General features: G+C 68.6%; 24 protein-coding genes and 1 tRNA gene. 10 read left to right on the top strand and 15 right to left on the bottom strand.

Going from position 1 to position 25769, the window contains the following annotated elements; genetic code table 11:
* A partial coding sequence (locus RS85_RS19550) for a helix-turn-helix domain-containing protein (RefSeq protein ID WP_200894772.1) occupies nucleotides 1-142 on the bottom strand: 142 nt, incomplete at its 3' end.
* Between the two features lie 150 nt (nucleotides 143-292).
* Here RS85_RS19550 and RS85_RS14750 point away from each other — a divergent pair.
* Nucleotides 293-835 (top strand): DUF3800 domain-containing protein, encoded by a 543-nt coding sequence (locus RS85_RS14750; RefSeq protein WP_046014192.1) that lies wholly within the window; start codon nucleotides 293-295, stop codon nucleotides 833-835.
* 194 nt (nucleotides 836-1029) lie between these two features.
* Here the strand turns inward: RS85_RS14750 and RS85_RS14745 are convergent, their stop codons facing one another.
* The 4 genes from RS85_RS14745 to RS85_RS14730 form a co-directional block, all read right to left on the bottom strand.
* The gene (locus tag RS85_RS14745; RefSeq protein WP_046014241.1) at nucleotides 1030-1428 is read right to left on the bottom strand and encodes a VOC family protein; all 399 of its coding nucleotides are present in this window, start codon (nucleotides 1426-1428) and stop codon (nucleotides 1030-1032) included.
* 43 nt (nucleotides 1429-1471) lie between these two features.
* Complete coding sequence (locus tag RS85_RS14740; RefSeq protein WP_046014191.1) at nucleotides 1472-3934, bottom strand: glycosyl hydrolase family 95 catalytic domain-containing protein; 2463 nt, start codon at nucleotides 3932-3934, stop codon at nucleotides 1472-1474.
* 154 nt (nucleotides 3935-4088) lie between these two features.
* Nucleotides 4089-4177, bottom strand: a tRNA-Ser gene (locus RS85_RS14735).
* Nucleotides 4178-4262: 85 nt separating this feature from the next.
* The gene (locus RS85_RS14730) at nucleotides 4263-4991 is read right to left on the bottom strand and encodes a FadR/GntR family transcriptional regulator (RefSeq protein ID WP_046014190.1); all 729 of its coding nucleotides are present in this window, start codon (nucleotides 4989-4991) and stop codon (nucleotides 4263-4265) included.
* Between the two features lie 120 nt (nucleotides 4992-5111).
* On the opposite strand from RS85_RS14730, the gene RS85_RS14725 reads away from it, so the two are divergent.
* The 6 genes from RS85_RS14725 to RS85_RS14700 are packed head-to-tail and all read left to right on the top strand — an operon-like array spanning nucleotide 5112 to nucleotide 11102.
* The gene (locus tag RS85_RS14725) at nucleotides 5112-6476 is read left to right on the top strand and encodes an MFS transporter (RefSeq protein WP_200894848.1); all 1365 of its coding nucleotides are present in this window, start codon (nucleotides 5112-5114) and stop codon (nucleotides 6474-6476) included.
* The gene (locus tag RS85_RS14720; RefSeq protein WP_046014188.1) at nucleotides 6473-8212 is read left to right on the top strand and encodes a dihydroxyacetone kinase family protein; all 1740 of its coding nucleotides are present in this window, start codon (nucleotides 6473-6475) and stop codon (nucleotides 8210-8212) included. Before RS85_RS14725 ends, RS85_RS14720 begins: the two co-directional genes overlap by 4 nt.
* Entirely contained in the window at nucleotides 8205-8675 is a 471-nt protein-coding gene (locus tag RS85_RS14715; protein WP_046014187.1) for a ribose-5-phosphate isomerase, read from the top strand. Before RS85_RS14720 ends, RS85_RS14715 begins: the two co-directional genes overlap by 8 nt.
* Nucleotides 8675-9457 (top strand): triose-phosphate isomerase family protein, encoded by a 783-nt coding sequence (locus RS85_RS14710; RefSeq protein ID WP_046014186.1) that lies wholly within the window; start codon nucleotides 8675-8677, stop codon nucleotides 9455-9457. The genes RS85_RS14715 and RS85_RS14710 overlap by 1 nt, the downstream gene beginning before the upstream one ends.
* A complete protein-coding gene (locus tag RS85_RS14705) occupies nucleotides 9454-10251 on the top strand; it encodes a sugar phosphate isomerase/epimerase family protein (RefSeq protein WP_046014185.1) in 798 nt (265 codons plus the stop codon). Before RS85_RS14710 ends, RS85_RS14705 begins: the two co-directional genes overlap by 4 nt.
* A complete protein-coding gene (locus RS85_RS14700) occupies nucleotides 10248-11102 on the top strand; it encodes a phosphogluconate dehydrogenase C-terminal domain-containing protein (RefSeq protein ID WP_046014184.1) in 855 nt (284 codons plus the stop codon). Before RS85_RS14705 ends, RS85_RS14700 begins: the two co-directional genes overlap by 4 nt.
* Nucleotides 11103-11124: 22 nt before the next feature.
* On the opposite strand, the gene RS85_RS14695 is transcribed toward RS85_RS14700, so the two are convergent.
* Genes RS85_RS14695 through RS85_RS14670 form a run of 6 tightly spaced genes read right to left on the bottom strand, consistent with a single transcriptional unit; the run spans nucleotide 11125 to nucleotide 17384 of the window.
* Nucleotides 11125-12204 (bottom strand): Gfo/Idh/MocA family protein, encoded by a 1080-nt coding sequence (locus RS85_RS14695; protein WP_046014183.1) that lies wholly within the window; start codon nucleotides 12202-12204, stop codon nucleotides 11125-11127.
* Complete coding sequence (locus RS85_RS14690) at nucleotides 12201-12989, bottom strand: ThuA domain-containing protein (protein ID WP_046014182.1); 789 nt, start codon at nucleotides 12987-12989, stop codon at nucleotides 12201-12203. Before RS85_RS14690 ends, RS85_RS14695 begins: the two co-directional genes overlap by 4 nt.
* Before the next feature lie 58 nt (nucleotides 12990-13047).
* Complete coding sequence (locus tag RS85_RS14685) at nucleotides 13048-13908, bottom strand: carbohydrate ABC transporter permease (protein ID WP_082087642.1); 861 nt, start codon at nucleotides 13906-13908, stop codon at nucleotides 13048-13050.
* Between the two features lie 12 nt (nucleotides 13909-13920).
* Nucleotides 13921-14874, bottom strand: a complete 954-nt coding sequence (locus RS85_RS14680) for a carbohydrate ABC transporter permease (protein ID WP_046014181.1) — start codon at nucleotides 14872-14874, stop codon at nucleotides 13921-13923.
* A gap of 59 nt (nucleotides 14875-14933) precedes the next feature.
* Nucleotides 14934-16151, bottom strand: coding sequence for a sugar ABC transporter substrate-binding protein (locus RS85_RS14675; protein ID WP_046014180.1), 1218 nt, complete (start codon nucleotides 16149-16151; stop codon nucleotides 14934-14936).
* Nucleotides 16152-16184: 33 nt separating this feature from the next.
* Nucleotides 16185-17384 carry a Gfo/Idh/MocA family protein gene (locus RS85_RS14670; protein WP_046014179.1) on the bottom strand — a complete coding sequence of 400 codons (1200 nt, stop codon included), beginning with the start codon at nucleotides 17382-17384 and terminating at the stop codon, nucleotides 16185-16187.
* Between the two features lie 103 nt (nucleotides 17385-17487).
* Between RS85_RS14670 and RS85_RS14665 the strand changes: the two genes are divergently transcribed.
* Nucleotides 17488-18561: a LacI family DNA-binding transcriptional regulator gene (locus RS85_RS14665; RefSeq protein WP_160298635.1), complete on the top strand. Its 1074-nt coding sequence runs from the start codon at nucleotides 17488-17490 to the stop codon at nucleotides 18559-18561.
* Between the two features lie 5 nt (nucleotides 18562-18566).
* Here RS85_RS14665 and RS85_RS14660 read toward each other — a convergent pair whose 3' ends face one another.
* From RS85_RS14660 to RS85_RS14645, 4 genes are read right to left on the bottom strand one after another with little or no spacing between them, the layout of a single operon-like run.
* Entirely contained in the window at nucleotides 18567-19634 is a 1068-nt protein-coding gene (locus RS85_RS14660) for a mandelate racemase/muconate lactonizing enzyme family protein (protein ID WP_046014177.1), read from the bottom strand.
* Nucleotides 19631-20548 carry an NAD-dependent epimerase/dehydratase family protein gene (locus RS85_RS14655; RefSeq protein WP_046014176.1) on the bottom strand — a complete coding sequence of 306 codons (918 nt, stop codon included), beginning with the start codon at nucleotides 20546-20548 and terminating at the stop codon, nucleotides 19631-19633. Before RS85_RS14655 ends, RS85_RS14660 begins: the two co-directional genes overlap by 4 nt.
* Nucleotides 20549-20575: 27 nt before the next feature.
* On the bottom strand, nucleotides 20576-22669 hold the full coding sequence (locus RS85_RS14650) for a beta-galactosidase (RefSeq protein ID WP_046014175.1): 2094 nt from the start codon (nucleotides 22667-22669) through the stop codon (nucleotides 20576-20578).
* Between the two features lie 3 nt (nucleotides 22670-22672).
* Nucleotides 22673-24175: an apiosidase-like domain-containing protein gene (locus RS85_RS14645; RefSeq protein ID WP_046014239.1), complete on the bottom strand. Its 1503-nt coding sequence runs from the start codon at nucleotides 24173-24175 to the stop codon at nucleotides 22673-22675.
* A gap of 152 nt (nucleotides 24176-24327) precedes the next feature.
* Between RS85_RS14645 and RS85_RS14640 the strand changes: the two genes are divergently transcribed.
* Both RS85_RS14640 and RS85_RS19750 read left to right on the top strand, forming a co-directional pair.
* A complete protein-coding gene (locus RS85_RS14640; protein WP_046014174.1) occupies nucleotides 24328-25308 on the top strand; it encodes a sugar-binding transcriptional regulator in 981 nt (326 codons plus the stop codon).
* A 121-nt stretch (nucleotides 25309-25429) separates the two neighbouring features.
* Nucleotides 25430-25594, top strand: coding sequence for a hypothetical protein (locus RS85_RS19750; RefSeq protein ID WP_160298634.1), 165 nt, complete (start codon nucleotides 25430-25432; stop codon nucleotides 25592-25594).
* Nucleotides 25595-25769 lie beyond the last annotated feature (175 nt).

Below are 25769 nucleotides of genomic sequence, written 5' to 3'. Positions count from 1 at the left end.
CTCGATGAGCCCATTTCGATGCTGTTGCCGGCGACACCTGGAACCGCTCGGCCGCTCGCCGTACCGACCAGCCTTGAGTGTTGATCAGGTCCGCCAGACGAGCCCGACCGACAGGCGTCAGGGGTGCGTTAGCGTGAGTCACGAAGACCTCCGTGTGTGGAATGTGAGTGTGGTAACCCACATCCTGCCCGGAGGTCTTCGCTAACTCAGCCGTTCACAACGTCCCTGGGAAGAACACCTAGTTCTCGACGACGCCCAAGCCCAGTATCTCCGGGGCTCGCTGGACGCGATCATGACAAAGCACGCTGCGACCTTCTCGATTCTGGAAGGGGCCGAGCTTCACGGCAGCACGATGATGCGCGCTCACGAGCAGCCATGGAGATCGGTGCCGCTTCGTATCCGCTTCCGCATCTTCGAGGAGGTGATGCAGGCCGTATTCGACAGTGGTGCTCGCGTTTATATCGAGGGCGTAGACATCCGTCGCCAGGTCGCTCGGGGATATCCGAGCGTCACTCCGGCGCGTGAGCTCGCGTTTAGCCACCTGTTTGAGCGCATCAACGACTGCTGCCATTCTTCCGAGCCTCAGGTACGAGTCGTCGCCGACGAGCATCACACCGCCGAAATCAGTCGCAGCAACTTCAACCGTTACCAGGTGGCCGGCACGTATGGTTATCGGTCGAGCCGATTGCCGAATGTCAGCCCGGAGATCAACTTCATCGAGTCCCATACGGACCGTGCACTACAAGCGGCTGACCTGGTTACCTATCTCTTCAACCGCATCTGGACGGTTTCGGAAAGCGACATGCGCGCCCATCGTCAGAAACACAAGATGTAGCAGATCGTCGACGACGCGGCACGTTGGCCCAGGGGGCGCGCGCGTATCTGGCCCTGACGCACGAAACCCCCGCGCGGTGGCGGGGGTCCGGCAAGGCGGGAAGTTTCCTTCCTGCGCTAGAAACGTAGCACGGATCCCTGACAATGCGGTGAGATGCGTACGTTCCCAACGCCCCGGAGCAGCCGGCGTTCCCCTCAGCTGTCGGCTTCGATCGCGTGGGTGTTCCCATCGGGATCCTCGACCCAGGCGATGCGCCCGCCGCCCGCCCGAGGACCGATGCCCCGCGCGTCCTGGCCGAAGCCCTCGTAGCGGACGAACTCGGCGCCCGCGTCGGTCAGCTCGGCGACGATCCCGTCGAGGTCATCGACGTACCAGGTCGCGACGGTCGACCGCGTCGAGCCTGCGGCCGGTGTCTCGAACACATTGAGCAGAGTCCCCCGCCCACCCGCGTAGACCCGTGCGCCCTCGGCGATGTCGGCGCTCGGGCTCACCTGCACGACGGCGAGGCCCAGCACGCCTTCGTAGAAAGCGGCAGCGCGCGCCATGTCGGTGACGACGATCGACGCTCGCACCGGATGTTCACCCAGGGACATGCCGACCATCCTGCCGCGCAAGACCACGCCGCATCAACCCCGGTCACACGACCGCGAGACGGTAGCGGCCGCCCTCGACGGTTCCGAAGACGATCTCCGCGCCGGAGAGGATGCGGTCACCACCGGGCCCCTCCACGCGCACTTCCCTGCCCGGCCAGGGGTTCTCCACGCGGCACTCGAGGCCGCGATGGCTGAGGATGCCGACGGAGACGACCTCGCCCTCGGCCAGCGCAGCTTCCACGACGAACGCGCCCGTGGCCCACAGCCCGGTGAACGCGGCATCCGGCTGGAGCCGTCGCGGCCAACCGCGGAACAGGCGCAGCACGCCCTCGTGCGAGAGGAGCATCATCTCCTGAAGTGTGTTCGGCACAGTGGACAGGTTCTCGATGCCGTGCGGGTTGCCCTCGATATAGCCGTTCGGCATGCCGCGGAAAGCGAGTCGCTCGGAGAGCTCGCGCCAGATCACCTCGGGGTCGTAGCCGACCCGCACGGCGGCGGGGAAGAAGAGGCAGCTGAGGTTGGTGGCGTTCCAGGCACCGGCCTTGCGGAAGTGCGGGTGCGCGTCGGCATCCGTCGGTGCGTCGACGGCCGCACCCGTTGCCCCCAGCCCCTCTTCGGTGAGCGCGAGAGCGTGCACGGTGTTCCGGGCGACGGCGAGCTCGTCGTGCGGGGAGCCGAGTCCGATCGCGCCGCCGGGGTAGATCTGCATGATGTTGCCGGGGAAGTGCAGCGACCAGGCGCTGCCCTTCTCCTCGTTGAGGAACACCGGTTCGCGCTGGAAACTCTCCGGCACGAGGTCGACGATCGTCGCCTCCCCCTCGTTCCACAGCGTCTCGTTCTCAGCGATGTCGGCGATGACGCCGACGGGGTACGGACTCAGGTGCGCGGCGATGTGCAGCCATCGCTCGCGGTGCTCCGCATCGAGGCCGAGGTCGGTGCTCGCCTCGGTGAACTGGCGGAAGAAGGTGCGGAGATACCCGAGGGTGTTGCCCGGGTTCTCGGGCAGGCCGTGCGCGAGCACGTGGGAGGTCGGCCGCTCGTGCATCCCGTCGCCGACGATACGGAAGACGCCGTCGTCCTCCACGAGATCGTGCTCCCAGAACTCGGCGACCGCGCGCAGGAACGGATAGACGCTGCGGAGGTAGCCGGCGTCGAGGGTGAGCCGGTAGCGCATGAGCATGTTGATCGCCCCGTGCACGGCGGGCGACTTCATATGCAGGAGCAGGGCCTCGCTGACCATGCCCGCCGGGCCGAGACCCAGCGGCAGGTAGACGCCGCCGTGCCCGAGCAGCCTGCGGCTCATCTCCTGACCGATGTCCAGCATCGCGAGGTAGGGCGCATCGTGCGCGTCGGCCTGTTCGAAGTGCCCGGCGGCCAGCAGACCCAGGTACGGCGACTGGTGGTTGTAGTTGACCTTGTAGTTGCCGTTCCACGCCATCCGATCGAAGGTGGAGATGCCGAGGATGTTCGGGGGGAAGTCCGGGTCCCGCGACAGGCAGCCCATCATGAACTGGCCGAGATAGTACTTCTCCTCGAGCAGCGCGTCGCCGATGTGGATGCCGGAGACACCCCAGTACTCGCGCCACCAGTTCTCATGCTGTTCCCGGAGCAGCGCGAGGTCGTCGGCGGTGATCCAGGTGGCCCGCGAACGCGCGTACTCCACCGGACGGCTCGTCTTCGCCCAGGAACGCAGCGGGAGCACGAACGTCAGCGTCTCGCCGGAACGGATGACGCCCTCCAGGCCGTGCTCACCGAGGAAGCGGCCCGCGAAGCCGACCTTGGTCGGAACGTCGACGCCGTCGGCGAAGGTGCGACTGCCCGAGATCAGCCCGGCGCGTCGGGTCATCACCTGCACAGGCTTGCCGCCGACCAGCCCGACGAAGGTGCCGGAGAGGGAGGCGTCCTGGCCGCCCGAGCCCTCGAAGTCGACGCCGACGTCGCACCCCTGACCGACTTCGTCGGGGAAGCGGAAGTCCACTCCGACGGCGGTCTCGCGGTCGGCGGTGAACTCGACGATGAGGACGTTCTCCTGCGCGGCGACCCAGCTGATGATCTCGACCTCGGCCCCGTCGACCGTCGTATAGCGGGCGTGCGTCGTGGCGGTGGCGAACTCCTGCCACGCCTCGAAGGATGCTCCGGCCAGTGCCGGGATGTCGAAGACCAGGCGGCCCACCGGGCGCGGGCTGCCGAGACCCACCGCGGGGTCGTGCTTGGCCACGGCGTTGTCGTGGAAGAACTCCCAGTTCGCGTTGCTCGACATCTGCCAGAAGTCGTTCGTCGTCACCCAGAACTGAGGGAACTCCGTCGGCCCCGCGAAGGCGGCGAGCATGTCGCCGTTGCCGAAGATCGGGGCATCGATCTTCGTGCCCGCGTGCTCCCAGATCCGCCACCGGCCGCCACCGGAGACGTCGACGCCGCCGGCGGGCACCAGGCGCGGGGGTGCGGAGAACCGAGTGCGATGCTTCTTCACGACCTCGTACGGGTCGAAGAGTCTCTCCTGGGACACGCAGGCTCCCTCTTGTCACGCCGGCATCGGTGCCGACCACGCGAGCATACTGCAGACGTATGATGTTTCGACCTTATCGGAAAGCGAGCATCGCGTGAGATGGAGCCCGTGTCCAGAAACCAAGAAATCCCCGCCTGAGCGGGGATTTTCACTGCGGAGACGAGGGGATTTGAACCCCTGGTTCCCGTAAGGGAACTCCACCTTAGCAGGGTGGTGCACTCGGCCGGACTATGCGACGTCTCCAGGCATCCGAACCGAAAGCACGGATGCACCTAGCCATCATAACGGGTCGGATGCGCGGGCACGAACCGGGCGGAAAGCCCGCCGGTCAGGCGTCGAGAAGGCGCGTGGTGGCGGTCGCCATATGGATCGCCATGGCGGATGCCGCGGCATCCGGGTCGCCGGCGCGCACGGCATCCAGCACCGCGCTGTGCTCGGCGACGGCCTGCTCGGCGTGCGCACGGTCATGCACGGCGCGGTCGGCGTAGACCTGCAGCAGCGATCGCACGACGTGCACGTGGTCGGTGAGGGTCTCGTTCCGAGCGGCCTCGGCCAGCGCGTGATGGAAGTCGAGGTCGGCGCGCGCGAAGGCGGCGAGGTCGTCGATGCGATCGCGCATCCGCTCGACGCTCTTCTCGAGGCGCGCGATGATCGCGGCATCCGCACGGGCGGCCGCGAGACGGGCGACGAAGATCTCGAGCCCTTCGCGCAGCTCCAGCAGCTGCGCCGTGTTGCGCTCTCCGATCAGCAGCCCCCATCGCAGCGTCTGCGGCAGCAGCTCGCTCGCTGCTCCGCGAAGGTAGGTGCCGGAGCCCGGACGCACGTCGACGATGCCCAGCAGCTCCAGCGCGGCGAGCGCCTCGCGCACCGCCGACCGCCCGACGCCGAGCGAAGTCGAGAGCTGGCGCTCGGGAGGAAGACGCGTGCCCGGCGCGATCGATCCTCCGGTGAACAGGTCGAGCAGACGGCGGGCGACCTCCGACACCGGCGTGCCCGACGGGATGGCCGTCAGCGCAGCGGCGATGTCGTCGACGGGTTCACCGGGGAAGGCGGGCATGGATGCCAACCTACCGTCACCGAAATATCCCAGGCGACTTGAAATTGGTCAACCGGTTGTGCAGTATGGATGGTGCGCACAGCAGGAACCCGCGCGATCACCGTCGATACAGGAGTCACTGTGGACACCACCCAGACCGAAACGCCTGTCGCGAAGTCCGCGATCCGCAAGGTCTCGATACGTCTCGTGCCGTTCGTGGCGCTGATGTTCTTCATCAACTACCTCGACCGCACCGCCATCGGATTCGCCTCTCCCAACGGGATGAATGACGATCTGGCCCTGAGCGCCGCGCAATTCGGCTTCGCCTCGGGGGTGTTCTTCATCGGCTACATCCTGCTGGAGGTCCCCTCGAACCTCGCACTGCACAAGTTCGGCGCCCGCCGGTGGCTGGCCCGCATCATGGTCAGCTGGGGCATCGTCGCGCTCCTCTTCACCTGGGTGCAGAACTTCGAGCAGCTCGTCGTGCTCCGCTTCCTGCTGGGTGTCGCCGAGGCAGGCTTCTTCCCGGGCGCGATCCTCTTCCTCAGCCTCTGGGTGCCCTCGCAGTACCGCGGCCGCATCCTCATGCTCTTCTACCTGGCACAGCCGCTGACCACCGTGATCGGCGCCCCGCTCGCCGGCGCACTCATCCAGCAGCACGGCGTCTTCTTCGGCCTCGAAGGCTGGCGCTTCATGTTCATGGGCGTCGCCATCCCGGCGATCGTCGTCGGAATCATCGCCTGGTTCTACCTGAAGGACAAGCCCTCCGACGCCAAGTGGCTCACCCTCGAGGAGCAGACGTGGCTCACCTCGGCCCTCGAGGCAGAGCGCAAGACGACCGCCGCGAGTGAGAAGCACGTCTCCGTGCGTTTCGCGTTCTCCAGCGGACGCGTCTGGATGCTGTCGTTCATCTACTTCGGCTTCATCTACGGCCTCTACGCCCTCGCGTTCTTCCTTCCCACGATCATCGAGGGCTTCCAGACCGAGACCGGCGGCACCTTCGACGTCCTGCAGAAGGGCCTCATCACCGCGATCCCGTACCTTCCCGCGGCGATCGTCATGTACTTCTGGTCGAGGGATGCCGGCAAGCGCGGCCTCAAGACCTGGCACATCGCGATCCCCGCACTCGCCGGTGCGGTCTCGATCCCGCTCGCCCTGTTCACCGGTTCGCCGGTCGCCACGATCGCCGTGATCACGGTGACCGCGTGCGCGATCTTCGCCGCCCTGCCGAACTTCTGGACGCTGCCGACCCAGTTCCTCACGGGCGTCGCCGCCGCGGCGGGAGTGGCTCTCATCAACACGATCGGCAACCTGGCCGGCTTCAGCGCCCCCTACATCACGGGTGCGGTGCACGACTGGACCGGCGGCTACCAGGTGCCGATGTTCATCGTCGGCGGATTCATGCTGCTGTCGGCCGTGCTGATGGTGGTGCTCGCCCGCAGCACCCGGGTTCGCCCCGGCGCGGCGGCTGCGGCTCCCGCCGCCCCCGTCGAGGAGACACGATGACCCGCCTCTGGAACGACCCCGCTGACTTCGCGGATGAGATGATCGCCGGCTTCATCGCGGCCAACGAGCGCTCGGTGCGCGGAGTGCCAGGGGGCGTGGTGCGCAGCACCGTCGTCCCCGCCGGGCAGGTGGCCGTCGTGATCGGCGGCGGCTCGGGCCACTACCCTGCGTTCGGCGGGCTCGTCGGCCAGGGCCTCGCGCACGGCGCGGTCATGGGCAACCTCTTCGCTTCGCCCTCCACCCAGCAGGTGCACACGGTGGCGAAGGCCGCTGATCGCGGCGCCGGCGTCTTCCTCAGCTACGGCAACTACGCCGGCGACGTGCTGAACTTCGACGCCGCGCAGGAGAAGCTCCGCGCCGAAGGGATCGCGTGCGAGACGGTCACCGTGACCGACGACATCTTCAGCGCTTCGCCCGACGAGAAGCACAAGCGCCGCGGCATCGCCGGCGACCTCACCGTGTTCCGCACCGCCGCCGCGGCCGCCGAGGCCGGCTACGACCTCGCCGGCGTCACGCGCGTCGCGACTCTCGCCAACGAACGCACGCGGTCGTTCGGCGTCGCCTTCTCCGGATGCACGCTCCCCGGCGCCCCCGAGCCGCTGTTCACCGTGCCCGCGGGCCGGATGGCGATCGGACTCGGCATCCACGGCGAACCGGGCATCGAGGAGACCGACATCCCGACGGCCGACGGACTGGCCGAGCTGCTCGTGAGCCGCCTGCTCGACGAGGTTCCCGCTGGTATCGAGGTCGCCGGCGCCCGCGTCGTGCCGATCTTGAACGGCCTCGGCTCGCTGAAGTACGAGGAGATGTTCGTCGTCTACCGGCGCATCGCCCAGCTGCTCGCGGATGCCGGTCTCGTGCTGGTCGACCCGCACGTGGGCGAGTACTGCACGAGCTTCGACATGGCCGGTACGTCTCTGACGCTGTTCTGGCTGGACGACGAGCTCGAGCAGCTCTGGGACACCCCGGTCGACACCCCGGCCTACCGCCGCGGATCCGTCGTCGCCGCCGAGCGCGCAGATGTCGCCGAAATGGATGCCGTCGCCGACGTCGCCGTCGAACCCGGCGATGACGAGTCCGTCGACGTCGCCGCCGTCGTACAGGCCGCGGTGCAGCGCATCGTCGACACGGTCGACGAGCGCGTCGAGGAGTTCGGCCGCATCGACGCCATCGCCGGAGACGGCGATCACGGCATCGGCATGCAGCGCGGCTCGCACGCCGCTCTCGCCGCCGCCACCGCCGCGGCGGAAGCGGGCGCGGGCGCCGCGACCACCCTCACGCACGCTGCCGACGCCTGGGCCGACCGGGCGGGCGGCACCTCCGGCGCGCTCTGGGGCGTCATCCTGAACGCGATCGCCACCCGCCTCGGCGACGCCGGACGACCGGATGCCGCTGCCGTGGCCGCCGGCATCGACGCGGGCACCCGCGGAGTGATGGAGTACGGCAAGGCCGAGGTCGGCGACAAGACCCTCGTCGACGCGCTCGTGCCCTTCAGCAGCACCCTGACCGCCGCGGTCGACGGCGGGGCCTCGTTCGTCGACGCCTGGCGGTCCGCTGCGGATGCCGCCACCCGCGCTGCATCCGCCACCGCCGATCTGCTCCCCCGCATGGGCCGTGCCCGCGCCCACGGGCAGAACAGTGTCGGCACGCCCGACCCCGGCGCGCACTCGCTCGCGCTCATCGTGACCGCCGTCGGCGACCTGTTCGCCGACCTCGAAAGGAACAGCCATGACTGACACCCTCCGCCTCGTGATCGGCAGCGACGACGCCGGCTTCGACTACAAGGAGATCCTGAAGAAGGACCTCGAGCAGAACGGCATCGTCGCGAGCCTCGTCGACGTGGGGGTGGATGCCGATGGGCACACCGCCTACCCGCGCGTCGCGATCGCCGCCGCCGAGCTGGTGGCTGCGGGCGAGGCCGACCGCGCGCTGCTCATCTGCGGCACGGGTCTCGGCGTCGCGATCGCCGCGAACAAGGTGCCCGGCATCCGCGCCGTCACCGCACACGACTCGTTCTCGGTCGAGCGCGGCGTGCTCTCCAACGACGCCCAGGTGCTCACGATGGGCCAGCGCGTCATCGGCATCGAGCTCGCCCGCCGCCTCGTGCGCGAGTGGCTGACGTACCGCTTCGACCCGAGCAGCGCCTCGGCCGAGAAGGTGGCGGTCATCGGCGAATACGAGTCCACCGGGTCCTGCTGATGGCGAAGGTCACGGTCGGCGTCAGCCTCAAGATGTACTTCGGTCATCAGCAGGCGACGACCTGGTTCGACGAGGTCGCCACGCGGGTCCGTGCCCATGACGCCGTGCACTCCGGCGCTGTCGAGCTCTTCATCACCCCGACCTTCCTGCAGGTGCTCCCCGCGATCACCGCCTTCGCGGGCACTCCGGTGCGGATCGGCGGGCAGGACGTCGCAGCCGCAGACACCGGCGCCTTCACCGGCGAGGTCTCGGCATCCGAACTCGCCGAGGTGGGCGCGTCGATCGCCGAGATCGGTCACGCCGAGCGGCGACGCCTGTTCGCCGAGACCGACGAGGTCGTGGCCGCGAAGACCGCCGCCGCTCTGCGCGCGGGACTCACTCCGCTCCTGTGCATCGGCGAGACCGAGCGCCAGGAACCGGCGGATGCTGCCGCCGTCGCGGTCGCACAGCTGCGCGCGGCGCTGGTCGGAGCACCGGCGGGATCGGTGATCGTGGCCTACGAGCCCGTGTGGGCCATCGGAGCGCCCGAACCCGCACCCCACGATCACATCCGCGTCGTCGCCGCTGCGCTGCGCTCGGCCCTCGATGCCGACCCCGACCGCGCCGATTCGGCCGTGATCTACGGCGGAGCCGCGGGCCCCGGGCTGCTCACCGCCCTCGGCGACGACGTCGACGGCGTCTTCCTCGGCCGGTTCGCGCATGATCCGGATGCCCTCGTCACGGTGCTCGACGAGGCGGCGGAGCTGGCCCTTCGACGGGCATCCGCCAGAGGTGCCTCATGATCGGCCTCGGAACCTACGCCTACTTCTGGCAGCACTCCGATCGCGCGCCCGAACCACTGAGTCTCATCGGGGCGTTCGAGGACACCCGCGCGCAGGGCGTCGACCTGTTCCAGATCTGCGACTACGCACCACTGGAGCAGATGACCGACGAGGAGCTTCACGCGGCCGCAGCGTCCGCCCGCGACCTCGGTCTCACGATCGAGCTGGGCACGAAGGGCATCGACCCCGCGCACCTCGCACGGCTCCTCGAGCTCGCCGCGATCTTCGACGCCCAGGTCGTGCGCAGCATGCTCTACGGCCCCGACTCGCGGCCCACGCTCGTCAAGGCGGAGACCTGGTTGCGCGACAGCATCCGCCCCTACGAATCCGCCGGGGTGACTCTCGCGCTGGAGACGTACGAGCAGGTGCCGACGGCCGACCTCATCGCCGTCATCGAGCGCGTCGGCAGCCCGAACCTCGGCATCTGCCTGGACCCGGCGAACGTCGTCGCCCAGCTCGAGAACCCGAAGACCTGCGTGGAGCAGACGACCGCGCTGACGAAGAACATCCACGTCAAGGACTTCGCCTTCGCCCGCCAGCCCGGCTGGGTCGGCTTCACCTACTCCGGTGCTGCTCTCGGCACCGGCCTCCACGACTACGCGCACCTGCTCGCGACCGTGCGACCACGCGAGCGCGGCATCAACGAGATCGTCGAGCACTGGCTGCCCTGGCAGGACGACGCAGAGACCACCATCCGGACGGAGCGGGAATGGACCCGCACCGCACTCGAATACCTGAGGAGTACAGCATCATGAGCACCACCTACAAGATCGCGGTGATCGGCGCCGGCGGCAAGATGGGCATGCGCGTCTCGAACAACCTGGCGAAGACCGACCACACCGTCTGGTACGTCGAGAACTCGCCGGCCGGCCAGCAGCGCACGACCGATGCCGGACGCGAGCTGACGGATGCCGCGGCCGCGGTCGCCGACGCCGACATCGTCGTGCTCGCTGTCCCCGACCTCGCGCTCGGCCCCGTCACCGCAGACCTCGTGCCGCAGCTGCGCGCGGGTGCCATCGTGCTGACGCTCGACCCGGCCGCTGCCTACGCGGGGCTGCTCACCACGCGCGACGACGTGATCCAGGCCGTCGCGCACCCCTGCCACCCGTCGATCTTCCTGCAGCGCGAGACCCCCGAGCAGTGGGCCGACACGTTCGGCGGCATCGCCGCCCCGCAGGACGCGATCGCGGCCGTCGAGAGCGATGACCCCGAGGCGAAGGCGATCGTCGAGGCCACCGTCCGCGCGATCTACGCGCCGGTCATCGACGTCCACTGGGTCACGATCAAGCAGCTCGCGCAGCTCGAGCCCACCCTCGTCGAGACGGTCGCCTGCATGATCGGCGACCTCCTCAACGAGGCCCTGCAGGAGACGGTCAACACCATGGGCGTGCCCGAGGCGGCGGCGCGCAGCATCCTCTACGGCCACACGCAGGTCGCGCTCGCGAACGGCCTGCGCGGCGACAACCCGTTCTCCGACGCCTGCCTCATCGCGATGGATTACGGCCGCGAGAGCATCATCAAGGACGACTGGAAGAAGATCTTCCGCGACGACGAGCTCGACAAGAACCTCGCGCGGATGCTGCACCTCGACGCGATCCAGCGCTGAGCCGACGGAGCTCGGGGCGGCGTCAGCGCGCGACCGGCGCCGCCCCGAGCCATTCGCGCACGTCATCGCGACGGGTCTGCGCGATCGCGGTCTCCCGCGCCCGCGCCAGCACGTCGTCGATTCGCACACGGGATCCCGACTCGGCGGACGCCACGGCCGCCTCGACCATCGCGAGGCTCCGCAGATTGGCGCGGATGCTGTTCTCCGGTTCGGTTCCGGAGCGGAGCGCGTGCACGAATGCTTCGAGCGACCCCGCGATCTCCTCACGGATCGGGTCGGTGGCGACCTGGACGGGATCCCCCGCGTCCGGTCGATGCACGATCAGTGCGTGCTCACCGTCCCACGTCGCCGTTCCCTCCGCAGCGCTCACGCGCCACTCCCCGTTCCATGAGGTCTCCGCACCACCCGAGCACCAGCTCCCGTTGTAGACGTAGCGGATGCCGCCCTCGAACTCGAACACCGCGGCCGCGTTCGCCGCCCCGGCGTACCAGCTCCAGGTCGGGTTGTACTCCTCGCAGTACACCGAGACCGGTTCGGCACCGATCACGTAGCGCGCGGCGTCGAACGCGTGGATGGCCATGTCGACCAGTAGCACGTGCGCCATGTCCTCGCGGAAGCCGCCGAAGTGCGGAGCCTTGAAGAACTCCGTCGTGACCGTGCCGATCGAGCCCAGCCCCTCGGCCTGCCGTCGCAGCTCCCGCAGAGCGGCGAAGTAGCGTCGCGACTGGCTGATCATGAGCAGTTGCCCCGACAGGTCTGCCATCCCCGCCTGGATGAGCGCGGCCGCCACGGTCGGCGCAGCAGGCTTCTCGCACAGCACCGGGTAACCGGCGGCGAGCGCCTCTTCGTTGACCACGAGGTGCGCCTCGGGAACGGTGACGTTCACGATGGCGTCGGCACCCACCAGGTCGGCGACCTCTGCGGCACTCCGGCCGACCGGAACGTCGGGCGTTCCGGCATCCGTCAGGGCGGCGCGAGCGACGTCGAGATCGAGGTCCACCAGGCCCACCAGTTCGACCTCTGGGCTCTCGGCGATCGTGCGCAGCCAGGCGCGCCCCATTCCCCCCGCCCCGACCTGCACCAGGCGCAGCGGACTCGTCATCGCTCCATCGCTCCTTCGTAGCCCCGCCCGTTGTAGAAGTCCTCTTTCTCGTAGCGCAGCAGCACCGGAATCTCGCGCTGCGGACGCAGGGACTTCGCCCACTCCACGGCGTTCGCGAGTACCTGACGAACCTCCGCCTGGTGATAGACCGGGTAGTCCTGGTCGCCCGGGCTGAAGTAGAAGATCTTGCCGAAGCCGCGCCGGTAGGTCATGCCGCTGCGGAAGACCTCTCCCCCGGAGAACGTCGACAGGAAGACCAGCTCATCCGGCGCTGGAACGTCGAAGAACTCTCCGTACATCTCCTGCGCGGGAATGAGGAACGGATGCGGGATGCCCCGGGCGATCGGGTGCGTCGGGTCGACCGTCCAGACGATCTCGCGATCATCCTTGGAGCGCCAGCGCAGCGTGCACGTGGTTCCCATGAGGCGGCCGAAGATTCGCGACCAGTGTCCGGAGTGGAGGACGATGAGGCCCATCCCCTCCAGCACATGACGCTGCACGCGGTCCACGACCTCGTCGGAGACCTCACCATGCGCGGCATGCCCCCACCAGACGAGCACATCGGTGGCCGCCAGCACCTCTTCGGTCAGCCCGTGCTCCGGGTCGTCCAGCGTGACGGTCGTGACGGTCGCCCGTTCACCGAGGTTCTCCTCGATGCCCTCCTTGATGGTGGTGTGCATGCCGAGCGGATAGATGTCGCGCACCTTCTGCTCGACCTGCTCGTGCCGGTTCTCTCCCCAGACGACGACGCGAATGGGGTACTCGGGCGTGGTGGTGCCGGTCATTTCTTTCATCCTTCGGAGTTCTTTTTCGGGGGTATGCGGGCAGAGCGATGGTCGGCGGCTACTTGACCGCCCCGCCCGTGGCGCCGGCGGCGATATAGCGCTGCGCGAGGACGAGGAGGACGATCGCCGGAATCGAGGAGAGCACGGCCGTCGCCATGACCGCACTCCAGTTCGCGACCTGCGTGCCGAGGTACTGATAGATGCCGAGCGTGACCGGAGTGATGTCGTCCGTCGTCGTCAGGGTGAGCGCGAAGAGGAAGTCGCTCCACGAGAAGAGGAAGGCGAACAGGCCGGCCGTGATGAGCGAGTTCTTGGCGACGGGCAGCACGATCGACCAGAAGGCGCGGAGGTGGCCTGCGCCGTCCACGCGCGCGGCCTCGATGATGGACGGCGGCACGCTCATCATGAAGGCGCGCAGGATCATGATCGAGAACGGAATGGCATGGGTGGCGTCGGCGAGGATCAGACCTGCGATCGAGTTGAGCATCCCGAGGTCGTTGTAGGCCGCGTACAGCGCGTTGGCGATGACGACGCCGGGGATCATCTGTGCGATCAGCACGGCGAGCAGCGCGACGTTGATCCAGCGATAGCGGAACTGCGCGAGCGCATACGCGGCAGGGGCGGCGATCGCCAGACTGAAGATCACCGTTCCCACCGAGATGAGCAGGCTCGTGACGAGGTTCGGGCCTTGGTCGGCGATCGCCTTCTCGTACCCGGCGAAGCTGGGGTTGAGCGGCAGCAGCGATGCCGTGAGCGTGTTGCCCGAGGGCTGGAGGGACGCGTTGATCATCCAGTACACGGGGAAAAGCATGATGGCGAGGAACGCGACGCCGAGAACGGTGAACAGCAGCGGCCGCCCCGAGCGCGGCATCGCCCGCCGGTTCGCCCTGCCGCCGGTGACGATGGTCATCGTGGTCATGTCTGTGCCTTCCTACTCGTCCACCGGCTTGCGGTTGCCGCGCAGATAGATGACGGCGAACACGAGCGAGATGAGGATGAGGATGTTGCTGAACGCGGCGCCGACGCCGAAGTCGAAGTCGACGAACGACGACTGGTACGAACGGATGGCGATCGTCTGGGTCGCGTTCGCAGGGCCGCCGTTGGTGAGTCCGAGGATGATGTCGATGACCTTCAGCGTGTACACGACGCCCAGCACGAGGACCACGTTGATCACGGGGCGGAGGTTGGGAAGCGTGATGTGCCAGAACGCCTTCCAGCCGGTCGCACCGTCCAGCGATGCGGCCTCGTAGAGTTCCTCGGGGATGTCCTGCAGACCGCCGTAGAGGATCGTGACGTTGAACGGGATGCCGATCCAGATGTTCACGAGGATCACCGCGACCAGCGCCACATCGGGGCTGTTCAGCCACGGGATCGCACTGAGCCCCACCGAGGTGAGGAACTCGTTGAGGATGCCGCTGTCCTGATCGAGGATCGACCGCCAGGTCGCGCTGGCGACGATGAGCGGAAGCAGCCACGGCAGCAGGAGCATCGCCCGCAGGAAGCCGCTGAGCGGGAACTTCCGGCGGAAGAAGACCGCCAGAGCGAGCCCGATCACGAACTGCCCGGCGATCGAGCCGACCGTGAAGAGCGCGGTGTTGAGCATCGACGGCCAGAAGAGGCCGCTGTTGACGACGGTCAGGTAGTTCGCCCACCCCACCCACGGTGCCTCGCCGGTGAAGAACGTCTTGGTCGTGTACTCCTGGAAGCTCATCACCAGGTTCTTCACGACCGGATAGCCGAAGAACAGGAGGATGTAGAGCGCTGCCGGCGCGATGAACATGGCCTTGACCAGGCCCTCGCGACGGAACCTGGGCCTGCGACGCGCCGGTGGCGTGCGCCGGGCGTCTGCTGTTGCTGTTGCTGTTGCTGTTGCTGTCGTCGTCATCACGAACTCCCTTCCAGGTGCCCCGCGGTCACGCGGGGCACCTGCGGACGTCGATCGGGTCAGCCCTGGGCTGCCTGCTCGAAGGCCTCGTCGGGAGTGGCTTTGCCGGTGAGTGCGAGCTGGATCGCGGTGTAGATGACGGTGGCCTGCTCCGGCCACTCCTCACCCAGCTGGCCCGTCCGCGAGCGTGCGTTGACGACCTGCTCGGCGAAGGCCTCCATCGACGGCACCTTCTCGACGTACTCGGGGATCAGTTCGGTCCTCGTGGGGACCGTGAACCGGGACTCCGCCGCCTCGAGCTCGATGTCGTCGCCGGCCATGCACTCGACGAATTCCGCGGCCTTGGCCTGCTTCGCCTTGTCGCCGGTCTGCGGCACCGTCCACACCTCGCCACCGAGCGGGGCGACGGGGGTCTGGCCGACCTTGTTCACCGGCACCTGGACCGACGCCCAGTTCACATCGGTCTCGTTCAGGGCGGGGATGTTCCAGGGTCCGTTCACCATCATGGCGGCCTTGCCCGCCGCGAATTGGTCCTTGACGTCGCCCTGGCTCCAGTTGATCACGCTCTCAGAGGCGGAGCCGCTGCCGACGAGGTCGACCCAGAGCTGCAGCGCCTCCGCGTTCTCGGGGCTCTGCAGATCGGTCTCGTCGCCGCCGTTGGTCCACATGAACGGCAGGAACTGCCAGCTGCCCTCGTACGTCGCGATCGCTGAGAAGGCGAGCCCGTACTGGTCTCCGGTGGTCAGCGCCTTCGCCGTCGTCTTCAACTCGTCCCAGGTCTTCGGCGGCTCGAGCCCCGCCTGCTCGAACAGGTCGACGTTGTAGAAGAGGCCGAGGGTGTTCACCACCGGGGCGAGGCCGTATACCTCGCCGTCGTACGTCGCGGCATCGAGGATGCCCTGCGCGAACCCTGAGGTGTCGACGTCGAAGGTGCTCAGGGGGGTGAGGCCGCCGGTCGCGGCGATCTCCTGCACATCCGGGTTGTCGAGCATCAGCACGTCGGGGAGCGTCTTGGACGAGGAGCGCTGCAGCACCTTCTGGATGAGGTCCTTGCCCGGCACGGATTCACGTTCGATCGTGACGCCGATGTCGTCCGCACACTGATCGAGCATCTTCTGGACCAGCGTCTTGTCCGGCTCGTTGTTGTAGTAGTCGAGGATGGTGAGGGTATCGGCGTCGCCGCTCGATGCGGAGCCTCCGCCGCCGCATCCTGCGAGGGCGAGCGGCAGGACGGCGGCGCCCGCCACCAGGGTGATGAGTGTCTTTCGTGTGCGCATCGTGTACTCCTTCGTGTGTGATGCAGGTGTGGGTCAGAGGTCGGATTCGCGCGGGTCGAGCGGCACCCAGCGGGCCTGGCCGGCGGCGCTGCGCTCGACCGCGTCGAGAACCCGTTGGACCGCGAGGCCGTCTTCGAACGACGGATCCGGCGTGCGGCGGTCGGCGATGGCCCGCGTGAACTCGACCACCTCATGCACGAAGGCGTGGTCGTACCCGAGTCCGTGTCCTGCGGGCCACCACGCTCCGGCGAACGGGTGCGACGGCTCTGTCACGTGGATCCGCCGGAAGCCCGCTTCGGATTCGTCGACCGTGTGATCATGGAACCAGAGCTCGTTCGGGTTCTCGAAGTCGAACGAGATCGACCCGAGCGAGCCGTTGACCTCGAGCCGCATCGCGTTCTTCCGGCCCGACGCGAAGCGCGTCGCCTCGAACGTCGCGAGCGCCCCGCCGTCGGTGCGGCCGATGAACACCGCGGCATCGTCGACGGTGACGGGGCCGCGCCCCGTTCCTGCGGTGGCGGCGAGTGCACCGGATTCGGCCGGGAGCGGCCTCTCTGTGACGAAGGTCTCCGTGAGCGCGCTGACCCCGATGAGGCGGTGGCCGGTGACGAAGGTCGCCGCGTCGACGATATGGGCGCCGAGATCTCCCAGCGCTCCGGAGCCTGCCCGCTCGCGGTCGAGTCGCCACACCAGAGGGAAGTCCTCCGCCACGATCCAGTCCTGGAGGTACTGGGCGCGCACGTGTCGGATCTTCCCGAGTCGGCCGGTGCGCACGAGTTCTCGTGCGTGCGCGAGTGCCGGCACGAAGCGGTAGCTGTACCCCACCATCGATTGGATGCCGTGCTCGCGGGCCGACCGTGCGGCGGCGACCATGGACTCGGCTTCGGCGAGCGAGTTGGACAGCGGCTTCTCGCAGAGCACGTGCTTGCCCGCGGCGAGAGCTGCCTCCGCGATGCCCGCGTGGAGGTCGCCCGGCACACAGATGTCGATGACATCGACGTGAGGATCGTCCAGCAGGTCCCGCCAGTCCGAGGATGCTCGGGCGATGTCATGGCGCGCGGCGAACGCGGCCGTCCGCTCCGGGTTCTGCCCCGCCACGGCAACGACCCGGGGCGTGAGCGCGAGGTCGAAGGCGCGCGGCGCCAGAGTCCAGGCCTGGGTGTGCACACGACCCATGAACGACGTGCCGACGAGCCCCACTCCGAGCACATCGCTCTCAGACACCTGCGTCATCACCACTCCTGTTCGCCGTCGATCAGAGTCCCGGTTAAGCGTTTAAACTGCCGTTGTCCGAGTATGCAGTCATATGTTGGAGTTGTCAACATATTCATCCGCGATGATGGACTCATCCGCATCCCGCAGGATCGCCTCGCCCGAGAGGAGCGTCATGGTCACCATGCGCGACGTCGCAGCGCGCGCGAACGTCTCGGTGGCGACGGTCTCGTTCGTCGTCAACGGCAGCAAGCCGATCTCCTCCGCGACCACGGCGCGCGTGGAGCAGGCGATGCGGGAGCTCGGGTACCGTCGCAATCCGGTCGGCGCCGCCCTGGCCCGGGGTCGCACCAAGATCATCGGGATGCTGTACCCCGCCCTTCAACGACCGCTCAGCGGCACCGTCGGGGGCTTCTTCACGAGTGCGACGGCGCGCGCGCGGGAGCGGGGCTATCAGCTCGTCCTGTGGCCGATCAGCAACGACTCCGACGAGACGATGGCACTGGCCGACACCGGACTGGTCGACGGGGTGCTGCTGATGGAGGTGCAGCTGAACGACAGTCGCGTGCCCGCGCTGATCGCGGGTCGGACCCCGTTCGCCCTCATCGGACGCACGGCCGAGCCGGAGGGTCTCGCCTACGTCGACGTGGACTTCGCGGCCACCGTGTCGAGCGCGGTCGCGACGCTGACCGACCTCGGGCACCGAGAATTCTGTCTGGTGACGGGCGGCACGCGCGCCGGGCGCTTCGAGGCACATGGTCCTGCCGAGCGCTCGCGAAGCAGCTTTCTGACGAACATGGAGAGCGCCGGCCTGCGGGGGTCCGTGAGGTACTGCAGCGAGGACTCCTCCGAGGGAAGGGCGTTCGGACGCACCTTCCGCGACGAGCATCCGGAGACGACAGCACTGTTGCTGCTCAACGAACACGCCGCACCGGGGATCGTCATCGGCCTGCGCGATGCCGGCGTGCGCGTGCCGGGGGACCTCTCCATCATCTCGCTCGGCTCATCCAGCCACATGGCAGGCATGGCCGATCCGGCGCTGACCTTCATGCGCTCGCCTGCCGACGAGCTGGGACGCCTCGGCGTCGACACCATCATCGACCGCATCGAGAACCCCGAGGCCGAGCTCGCCGCCGTCCTGCTCCCCTGCGAGATGGTGCCCGGCCAGTCGATCGCCGAGGCCCCATCGCGCGGATAGCCGCCTCACCGCGCGACGAGATCCAGCCCCACCCCCCGCACCGCAGACACCGTCGCCCAGGCGCCGTCGATCCGGACGGGTGAGGGGGCGGCGAGGATGCCGAGCGCCTCGAAGCCGGCATCCTCCACGTCTTCCACCCACGTCGCGGACGGGAGCGTCACCGCCAGCTGCGCCGAGAGGTCGGGCAGCAGGTGCGGGGCGAGCATCACGCCGCGCTCCTCGGCGAGCGCGGCGATCTCGAGGAACGGCGTGATCCCGCCCACGCGGATGACATTGGGCTGGACGACCGCGGCGAATCCCGCGTCGATCGCCTCCCGGAAGCGGTGCACCGTGTGGAGGTTCTCTCCGAGCGCGATCGGCGTCTCGATGCGGCGGGCGAGCTCGCGGTAGGCGGCCGTGTCGTCGGAGCGCAGCGGCTCTTCGATCCAGGTGAGGTCGAACGCGCAGAGATCGCCCAGAGCGCGCGTCGCGCGGTCGAGATCCCATCGCTGGTTCGCGTCGATCATGAGCTGCCGATCCGGTCCGAGGATGTCACGCACGAGGGCGACCCTCGCCACGTCCTCCCGGAGGTCTGCCCGGCCGACCTTGATCTTCGCCGCCCGGATGCCACGATCGACCCAGCGCTCGACCTGAGCGGCGAGCTCGGCCTCGGAGTAATGCAGATTGACGCCCGAACCGTAGACCAGGAGCCGCTCGTGCACCCGGCCGAGCAGATCGGGTATGCCTGCACCTCGCGAGCGCGCTCGCAGATCCCACAGCGCCAAGTCGATACCGGCCATCGCGATCGTGGTGATGCCGCCACCACCGGCCTCGTGGAGGTGGGCCCACAGCGCCGGCCACAGTTCCCGCGGATCGCTGTCGCGCCCGAGGGCGAAGCGGCGGATGTCGTCTTCGAGGAGCGCGGCCACCGCGCTCGCGCCGATCGAGGGCGTCCAGGAGAACCCGGTGCCCACTCCCCCGTCGACATCCGCCACATCCACACGCACGAGGTGCAGGTCGGGCGCTTCCGGAACCCATGGTCGCGGCATCCGGACCGACAGCGGACGGACGTCGATCCGGGCGATGGCGCTCATGGCGCCCTCCCTTCCGTCGGGGAATCGGATGCCGCGAGCGCAGCACGTGCGTCGGGGGGCAGTTCGGTGCGCCACGAGCGACGAGGCACCCAGCCCGTGTCGCGGGTGGCGGCCGAGGTGTCGAAAGCGCCGACGGTTCCCGCGAGGGCGCGTGCGGCGTCGCGGGCGCCGGGGTGGAACAGGGGCAGCAGCTCGTCGAGCGGGCGTGTGGCGAGGGCGTCCTCCGCCCCTACGAAGTAACACGCGCCGCTCGGTGACCGCTCTGCCGCCAGCCATGCGGCGACGAACTCGCCGACATCACGGGCGTCGACGTAGTTGAAGAGCGAGACCGCGGCGAGCCCCGGGTCCTGCAGCCGGTCGAGCACGGTGTGGCCCTGCTGGGTGGGAGCGCCGTTCCACTCCTCCGGCGTGATGACGTAGCAGGGTCGGAACGACGCGAACCTGACGGTCGGTGTCGAGCGGGCGAAAGCGGCGACCGTCTCCTCCACGCACACCTTCGACAGCGCGTAGGCATTCGCCGGGGAGCAGGGCGCCGACTCGTCGAAGGGCAGTCGGTCAGGCGCCCATCCGGGAGCACCGTAGCCCAGCACCGTGGGACTCGAGGCGACGAGCACGTGCTCCACGCCCGCGGCGACCGCGGCCTCGATCACCGTGTACGCCATGCTCGTGTTGACGGAGAAGATCTCGCGCTCCGGGGCGCTGAAGGGCACCGCGATCGCTGCGAGATGCACGAGCGCCTGCGGCGCGATGGTCGCCAGCACGTCGGCGGTCTCCGCGGGGTCGGTCAGATCGACCGGTGCGACCCCGTCGCCCCACGCGCGGTCGAGGCCGTGCACCTCGTGCCCGGCCGCGGCGAGCACCTCGACGACGGATCGCCCCAGTCGGCCCGATGCTCCGGTCACTGCGACGCGCATGTGTTCCCCTCTCTCCGATCCGACGGATCAGGCCTCTCGCCAGACCCGTACGTCCCACGCGGCGAGCGCGACCACGTCACCCGCCTCGTGGGCGGTGCTGTTGATCCCCGACGCCACGGCACGGGCGAGGCGGATCTCCCGCGGCTCGCCCGACCAGTTGTGCAGTACCCATATCCGCCCGCGCGCACCGGTCAGCGAATGCACGGTGACCGACGACGGCCGATCGACGACCACCCCGGACGCCGACGGGTCGACAGCCGCAGCGTCCGCGATCACGCGGACGAGCGATGCGCGGTCGGGCAGTGTACCGACGATGGTGATCTCCCCTGCGCCCACCGCATTCCGCGTGACCGCTGCCCACCGCCCGTAGTGCGGATGCCGGTACCCGACGACCGCGGTCGCCTCGCCCGGCTCCAGCGCGTCGATCCAGCCGTGCGCCGCACCGACGACGAGGCCGTCCCGCTCGAGCGGCACCGGGATCGGCGGCGCCGCGAACTCCTGATACGTGACTCCCGCTAGCGCCCCGAGGATCACCGGCGCCGCGACTGCCCGCATCCGCCCCTCGTCGTCGGCGAAGCCGGTGCGCGGTCCGACGACGAGGCGGCCGCCCTGCCGCACATACTCCGCGAGGATCTCGAGCGTGCGATCGGATGCCGCGATGAGCCCGGCCACGATCAGAGCCGGAAAGCGCGCGCGAAGCGCCGACGCGTCGGTCAGCTGCCGCTCGTTCACGTAGCCGACCTGGAGTCCCGCGTCGATCGCCGCGCGGCCGAACGCCCCGACGATCCGCGCATACGATCCGCGGTCGGGAACGCGGCCCGCCGCCAGCGGAGGCTCGAAGGCCATCACCCATTCGCTGTCATGGGCGTACACGATCCCGATGTCGGCATCCGGCTCGGCATCCGCCCACCATTCCGACGCGGCGGCGAACTGCCGTCCGATCTCCGCGATCTCCGCGTAGACGCGGCCGGGCCGGAGGTCGTGACCGAGGATCCCGCCCCAGTGCACCTCGGCGCCCGAATGCAACGTGTGCCAGTGCCAGTAGGAGACGAGGCGCGCCCCGCGCGCCGCGAGCAGCCAGGCGACCTGCGTGAGCTGGCCGTCGTACGGCGGCCGGGTCAGCGAGGCGCCACCGATCGACGTCGCCCCTGTCTCGGTGACGAGGAAGGGCGTCTGCCGGGTCGCGCGCATCCGGTCGGCGGCCAGGATCAGCTGGGGTACGTCGTCGGCGTACCACTGGCCGCCAGCCCCTTCGCGCTCGTACTCGAGGCTGTCCTGTGCCAGGTAGTACGCGTTGCCGCTGGCGATGTCGAGGTGCGCTCCGACGGCGACGTCGTCCATCGCAGGCCGCTGATACGCGATGCACGTGGTGAGCAGCGTGTCGTCGGCGATCAGCTCGCGCGCGATCCCCGCCTGCCAGCCGATGTACTCCGCAGTGAGCTCGGCCTGGAACCGGCGCCACGCCAGGTCGTACGCCGGGGTCGTGTTGCCGGACGGCGCCCACAGCTCGTCCCACTCCGAGATCCGGTGCGACCAATAGGCCAGGCCCCACTCGCGGTTCAACCTCTCGACATCGCCGTAGCGGTCGGCGACCCAGCGACGGAAGCGCTCGACGACGTGCGGGTTGTGGATGAGGTGCAGACCGGCCTCGTTGTCGAGCTGCACGCCGATGACCGCCGGATGCCTGCCGTGGCGGCCGAGTACCGCGCGGATGACTCGCTCCGCGTAGAAGCGGAACACCTCCGACGTGTAGTCGACCTCCTGCCGGGCACCCCACGGCACGGAAGAGCCGTCCTTGCGCACCACGGCCAACTCGGGATGCCGGCGGCTGAGCCACGGCGGCACCGCGTACGTCGGCGTGCCGAGGATGACGTCGATGCCGTGCGCCGCCGCCGCGTCGAGGATCGGCTCCAGCCAATCCAGATCGAACTCGCCGTCGCGTGGCTCCCACGTCGACCACACCGATTCCCCCACCCGGATGCAGGTGATCCCGGCCGCGGCCATGAGCCGGAGATCGGCCTTGAGACGTGACGGATCCGGCAGGTACTCGTTGTAGTAGGCGGCGCCGAGTCGCGGACCCCCGCCCCACGGTTTCCTCGCGCCGTCCGCCAGACGAGTCATCGCTCAGGCGTCGACGCGCGTGAGGCGGAGGGCGATCGACTCCCCCTCGGGAAGGTCGACCGGGGCAGACACGCGGTCGAACGCCTCGTTGCGCGTCACCTCCGTGAGGGTGAAAGATCGCGCCACGGGGGTGATCGTCATGTTCCAGGTGTCGATGACGTCGACCTGGAAGACGTCGCCGACCTCAGGGCTCTCGACGGAGGAGTCGACCGGAATCCGGAACGGCCACGAGTCGGGGGCCGAGCGGCCGAGATACTGCACGTACTGGCGTCGCTGCCGGCCCGCGAGGAACGCGGGGTCATCCCACTTGTCGATGGGGTCGAGCCCCGGCACGACGAGATCGTCGAGAACACGACGGAGGAATCCGAGCCTCGCCGGAGACTCTCCGCGCAGCACACCGCCCTCCACCATGTGCAGGCTCCCGCTCTCGGTCAGGAAGCTCTCGCCGTGCGAGGCGTAGCAGCCTGCCACGGTCGTGATCCAGAAGCGGTGCACGAGTTCGGGACCGTCGAGGTGCCCCCAGCGATCGGGGATGTCTCCCTCGTACTTGATCTCGTCGAGCACCACCGGCTTCTTCCAGACGTCGCGATACAGGTTCGCGCGACCGAACTCCTCCGCCGCGGAGCCGTTCTGGATCGACGCGTGCGTCACCCAGGGCTGATTGTTGTCGTAGATCTCAACCCAGTTGTGGATCGACCGCAGGTGGTCGTGCGGATCGACGGCCGCGAGGAGCGCGCCGGTGCGGTCCCACCGATCGTCCGGTCGCTCGAGCTGGTCGAACTCGTTGCACAGCGACCACCACACGTGCGGGTACCCCGACAGCCGCGCCACGAGGTAGCGCAGGTACACGGCATCCTCCTCCTCGCTCAGCGCGTCGAGTCCGAACTGGCCGCGGTCGTAGGCGTCGTAGATGAGCACATCGGCCTGGATGCCGCGAGCGCCGAGCATCTCGACGGCGCGGTCGAGGCGCTGGAAGAACTCCGGCACGGGGCGAGTGACGTTCCAGCGGCCGTCGGTCTTCTCGAACGGCATCAGCGTCGGAACGTGCTCGACGTAGCCGCCACCCTGGGGGAAGACCATGAACCGAAGCTTGTTGAAGCCGATCCCGGCGATGTCGTCGACGGTCCGCGTGAACATGGGCTCTTCCTGGTGCAGCCAGTTGTAGGCGGTCGTCCCGACCGGACGGTAGGGCGTGCCGTCCGCGTGCGCGAAGTGGAAGCGGTGAGCGACCCGCACCGGGCCGTTCCCCTCTCCCGGACCGACCTCGAACGATCCAGAGATGCGATCGAGCGAGGTCCTCGCGCCTTCGACCTGCCAGGTCCAGGTGCCGATCGATTCAGGACAGAAGCGGATCCGATACGTCGTCCCGCCGTCCCAGAACCCTGGTACGACGAGCGTCTGATCCCCTTGCTGAAGCCGCACCGAGAAGGGAGGTTCGGCGTCCACCGGCAGGACCTCGGCCCCTTCGAACGCGAGCTCGATGGCGTCGTACCTGGGGAACATCATCATCCTCCTGCGTCGAAGGTCACCCGTCGGCGGGTGGCGATGACTCATCCTTGCATAATCTTAGTTGGGCGAATCTCTATTCAGATCGGATCTGCGAGAATATACTTTCATCAGCGAATCTCCATCCGCTGCCTGATGCAGGAGGACTCTCAGTGTCGTCGACTCCGTTCACCGCACCTGTCGACGGCCAGCTGCGCCTGCTCACGAAGGTGGCGCGAATGTACCACGAACGCGGCATCCGGCAGTCGGAGATCGCCGCTGCCCTCAGCATCTCGCAGGCGAAGGTGTCCCGTCTGCTGAAGCGCGCCGAGACCGCGGGGATCGTGCGGACCATCGTCACGGTCGCCCCCGGTGTGCATGCCGAGCTCGAAGAGCGCTTGGAAGCCGGCTACGGACTCTCGGAGGCGGTCATCGTCGACGTGGAACCGGATGCCGACGAGACCGAGATGCTCGCCGCGATCGGCGCGGGCGCCGCCGGGTACCTCGAAGCCTCTCTCTCGGGGAGCGACCGGATCGGCGTCTCATCGTGGAGCCGCTCCGTGCTCGCGATGACCGATCGGATGCGCCCGCTCCCCACCCGCGGCGCGATCGAGGTCGTGCAGCTGCTCGGCGGCACGGGCGCACCGGAAGCGCAGGGGCACTCGCACCGGCTGCTCGGAGCACTCGCCCGGATGCTCGGCGCCGACCCGATCTACGTGCAGGCGCCCGGCATCGTGGCCGATCCCGCCGTGCGGGACAGCCTGCTGCGCGATCCGTCGATGCAGGACACGATGCGCCACTGGGAGTCGTTGACGATGACCATCATGGGCATCGGCAGCATCGACCCCTCCGACGTGCTGTCCACCAGTGGCAACGCCTTCGCCGACGACGATCGCGCCCAGCTGCTGGCCGAGGGTGCGGTCGGCGACATCTGCCACCACGTCTACCGCATCGACGGCTCCGCCGTGACCGGCGAGATCGACGACCGCGTGATCGCGATCCCGATCGACAGCCTGCTGCGGATCCCCCGCCGCGTCGGCATCGCCGGCGGCGAGCGCAAGCTCGACGCGATCCGCGGTGCGATCGCGGGCGGCTGGGTCACGGCGCTCGTCACCGACCTGCACACCGCCGAGCGGCTCGCAGAGGCGATCTGACGCGAGGACCCCGACGGCTCTACGGCTCCGTCGAGCGCGCTCATTCACCGGCACGACGAAGTCCGGGCCAGCGCCACTGGCTCCACTGCGACATGGTCTAAGTCAAAGTGATACCAAACCTGTGAGCGACGCGTTCCAGGCTGTGGTCGAACAGGCTGAGCTTGAACCCGGCGAGAACTTCGGCGTAGGCGGTCTCGTGGTTCTCAGCGACGTAGAACGTCTGACCGAGGATGTCGAAACGCCCCCAATCCTGACGGTGCACGTCGGCTGTCCGGGCGACCGCTGACGGCTGAGCATACTCATGCTTGCCGACGTGATAACCCCGTGCTGGCCCCCACGGGACCAGCCTGAGCCCGGTGACCGTACAGGTATGAGCCTCTGCCGTCACTCGTCGACGCCGCCGTCCATGAACGCCTGGGCCGCGCGGCGCACCTCCGCGTGCCGATCATGTCGAATCGCCG

The organism is Microbacterium sp. SA39 (assembly GCF_000967865.1).
GTDB lineage: Bacteria > Actinomycetota > Actinomycetes > Actinomycetales > Microbacteriaceae > Microbacterium.
Note: the sequence above shows the minus strand (reverse complement) of the source record. Positions and strands in the feature narration are given on the sequence as shown.

Excerpts from the sequence above, each read along its gene's own strand:
- RS85_RS14750 (WP_046014192.1), top strand. The coding sequence starts at position 293 with ATGACAAAGCACGCTGCGACCTTCTCGATTCTGGAAGGGGCCGAGCTT.
- RS85_RS14745 (WP_046014241.1), bottom strand. The coding sequence starts at position 1,428 with ATGTCCCTGGGTGAACATCCGGTGCGAGCGTCGATCGTCGTCACCGAC.
- RS85_RS14730 (WP_046014190.1), bottom strand. The coding sequence starts at position 4,991 with ATGCCCGCCTTCCCCGGTGAACCCGTCGACGACATCGCCGCTGCGCTG.
- RS85_RS14720 (WP_046014188.1), top strand. The coding sequence starts at position 6,473 with ATGACCCGCCTCTGGAACGACCCCGCTGACTTCGCGGATGAGATGATC.
- RS85_RS14715 (WP_046014187.1), top strand. The coding sequence starts at position 8,205 with ATGACTGACACCCTCCGCCTCGTGATCGGCAGCGACGACGCCGGCTTC.
- RS85_RS14710 (WP_046014186.1), top strand. The coding sequence starts at position 8,675 with ATGGCGAAGGTCACGGTCGGCGTCAGCCTCAAGATGTACTTCGGTCAT.
- RS85_RS14705 (WP_046014185.1), top strand. The coding sequence starts at position 9,454 with ATGATCGGCCTCGGAACCTACGCCTACTTCTGGCAGCACTCCGATCGC.
- RS85_RS14700 (WP_046014184.1), top strand. The coding sequence starts at position 10,248 with ATGAGCACCACCTACAAGATCGCGGTGATCGGCGCCGGCGGCAAGATG.
- RS85_RS14695 (WP_046014183.1), bottom strand. The coding sequence starts at position 12,204 with ATGACGAGTCCGCTGCGCCTGGTGCAGGTCGGGGCGGGGGGAATGGGG.
- RS85_RS14690 (WP_046014182.1), bottom strand. The coding sequence starts at position 12,989 with ATGACCGGCACCACCACGCCCGAGTACCCCATTCGCGTCGTCGTCTGG.
- RS85_RS14685 (WP_082087642.1), bottom strand. The coding sequence starts at position 13,908 with ATGACCACGATGACCATCGTCACCGGCGGCAGGGCGAACCGGCGGGCG.
- RS85_RS14680 (WP_046014181.1), bottom strand. The coding sequence starts at position 14,874 with ATGACGACGACAGCAACAGCAACAGCAACAGCAACAGCAGACGCCCGG.
- RS85_RS14675 (WP_046014180.1), bottom strand. The coding sequence starts at position 16,151 with ATGCGCACACGAAAGACACTCATCACCCTGGTGGCGGGCGCCGCCGTC.
- RS85_RS14670 (WP_046014179.1), bottom strand. The coding sequence starts at position 17,384 with ATGACGCAGGTGTCTGAGAGCGATGTGCTCGGAGTGGGGCTCGTCGGC.
- RS85_RS14665 (WP_160298635.1), top strand. The coding sequence starts at position 17,488 with ATGATGGACTCATCCGCATCCCGCAGGATCGCCTCGCCCGAGAGGAGC.
- RS85_RS14660 (WP_046014177.1), bottom strand. The coding sequence starts at position 19,634 with ATGAGCGCCATCGCCCGGATCGACGTCCGTCCGCTGTCGGTCCGGATG.
- RS85_RS14655 (WP_046014176.1), bottom strand. The coding sequence starts at position 20,548 with ATGCGCGTCGCAGTGACCGGAGCATCGGGCCGACTGGGGCGATCCGTC.
- RS85_RS14650 (WP_046014175.1), bottom strand. The coding sequence starts at position 22,669 with ATGACTCGTCTGGCGGACGGCGCGAGGAAACCGTGGGGCGGGGGTCCG.
- RS85_RS14645 (WP_046014239.1), bottom strand. The coding sequence starts at position 24,175 with ATGATGTTCCCCAGGTACGACGCCATCGAGCTCGCGTTCGAAGGGGCC.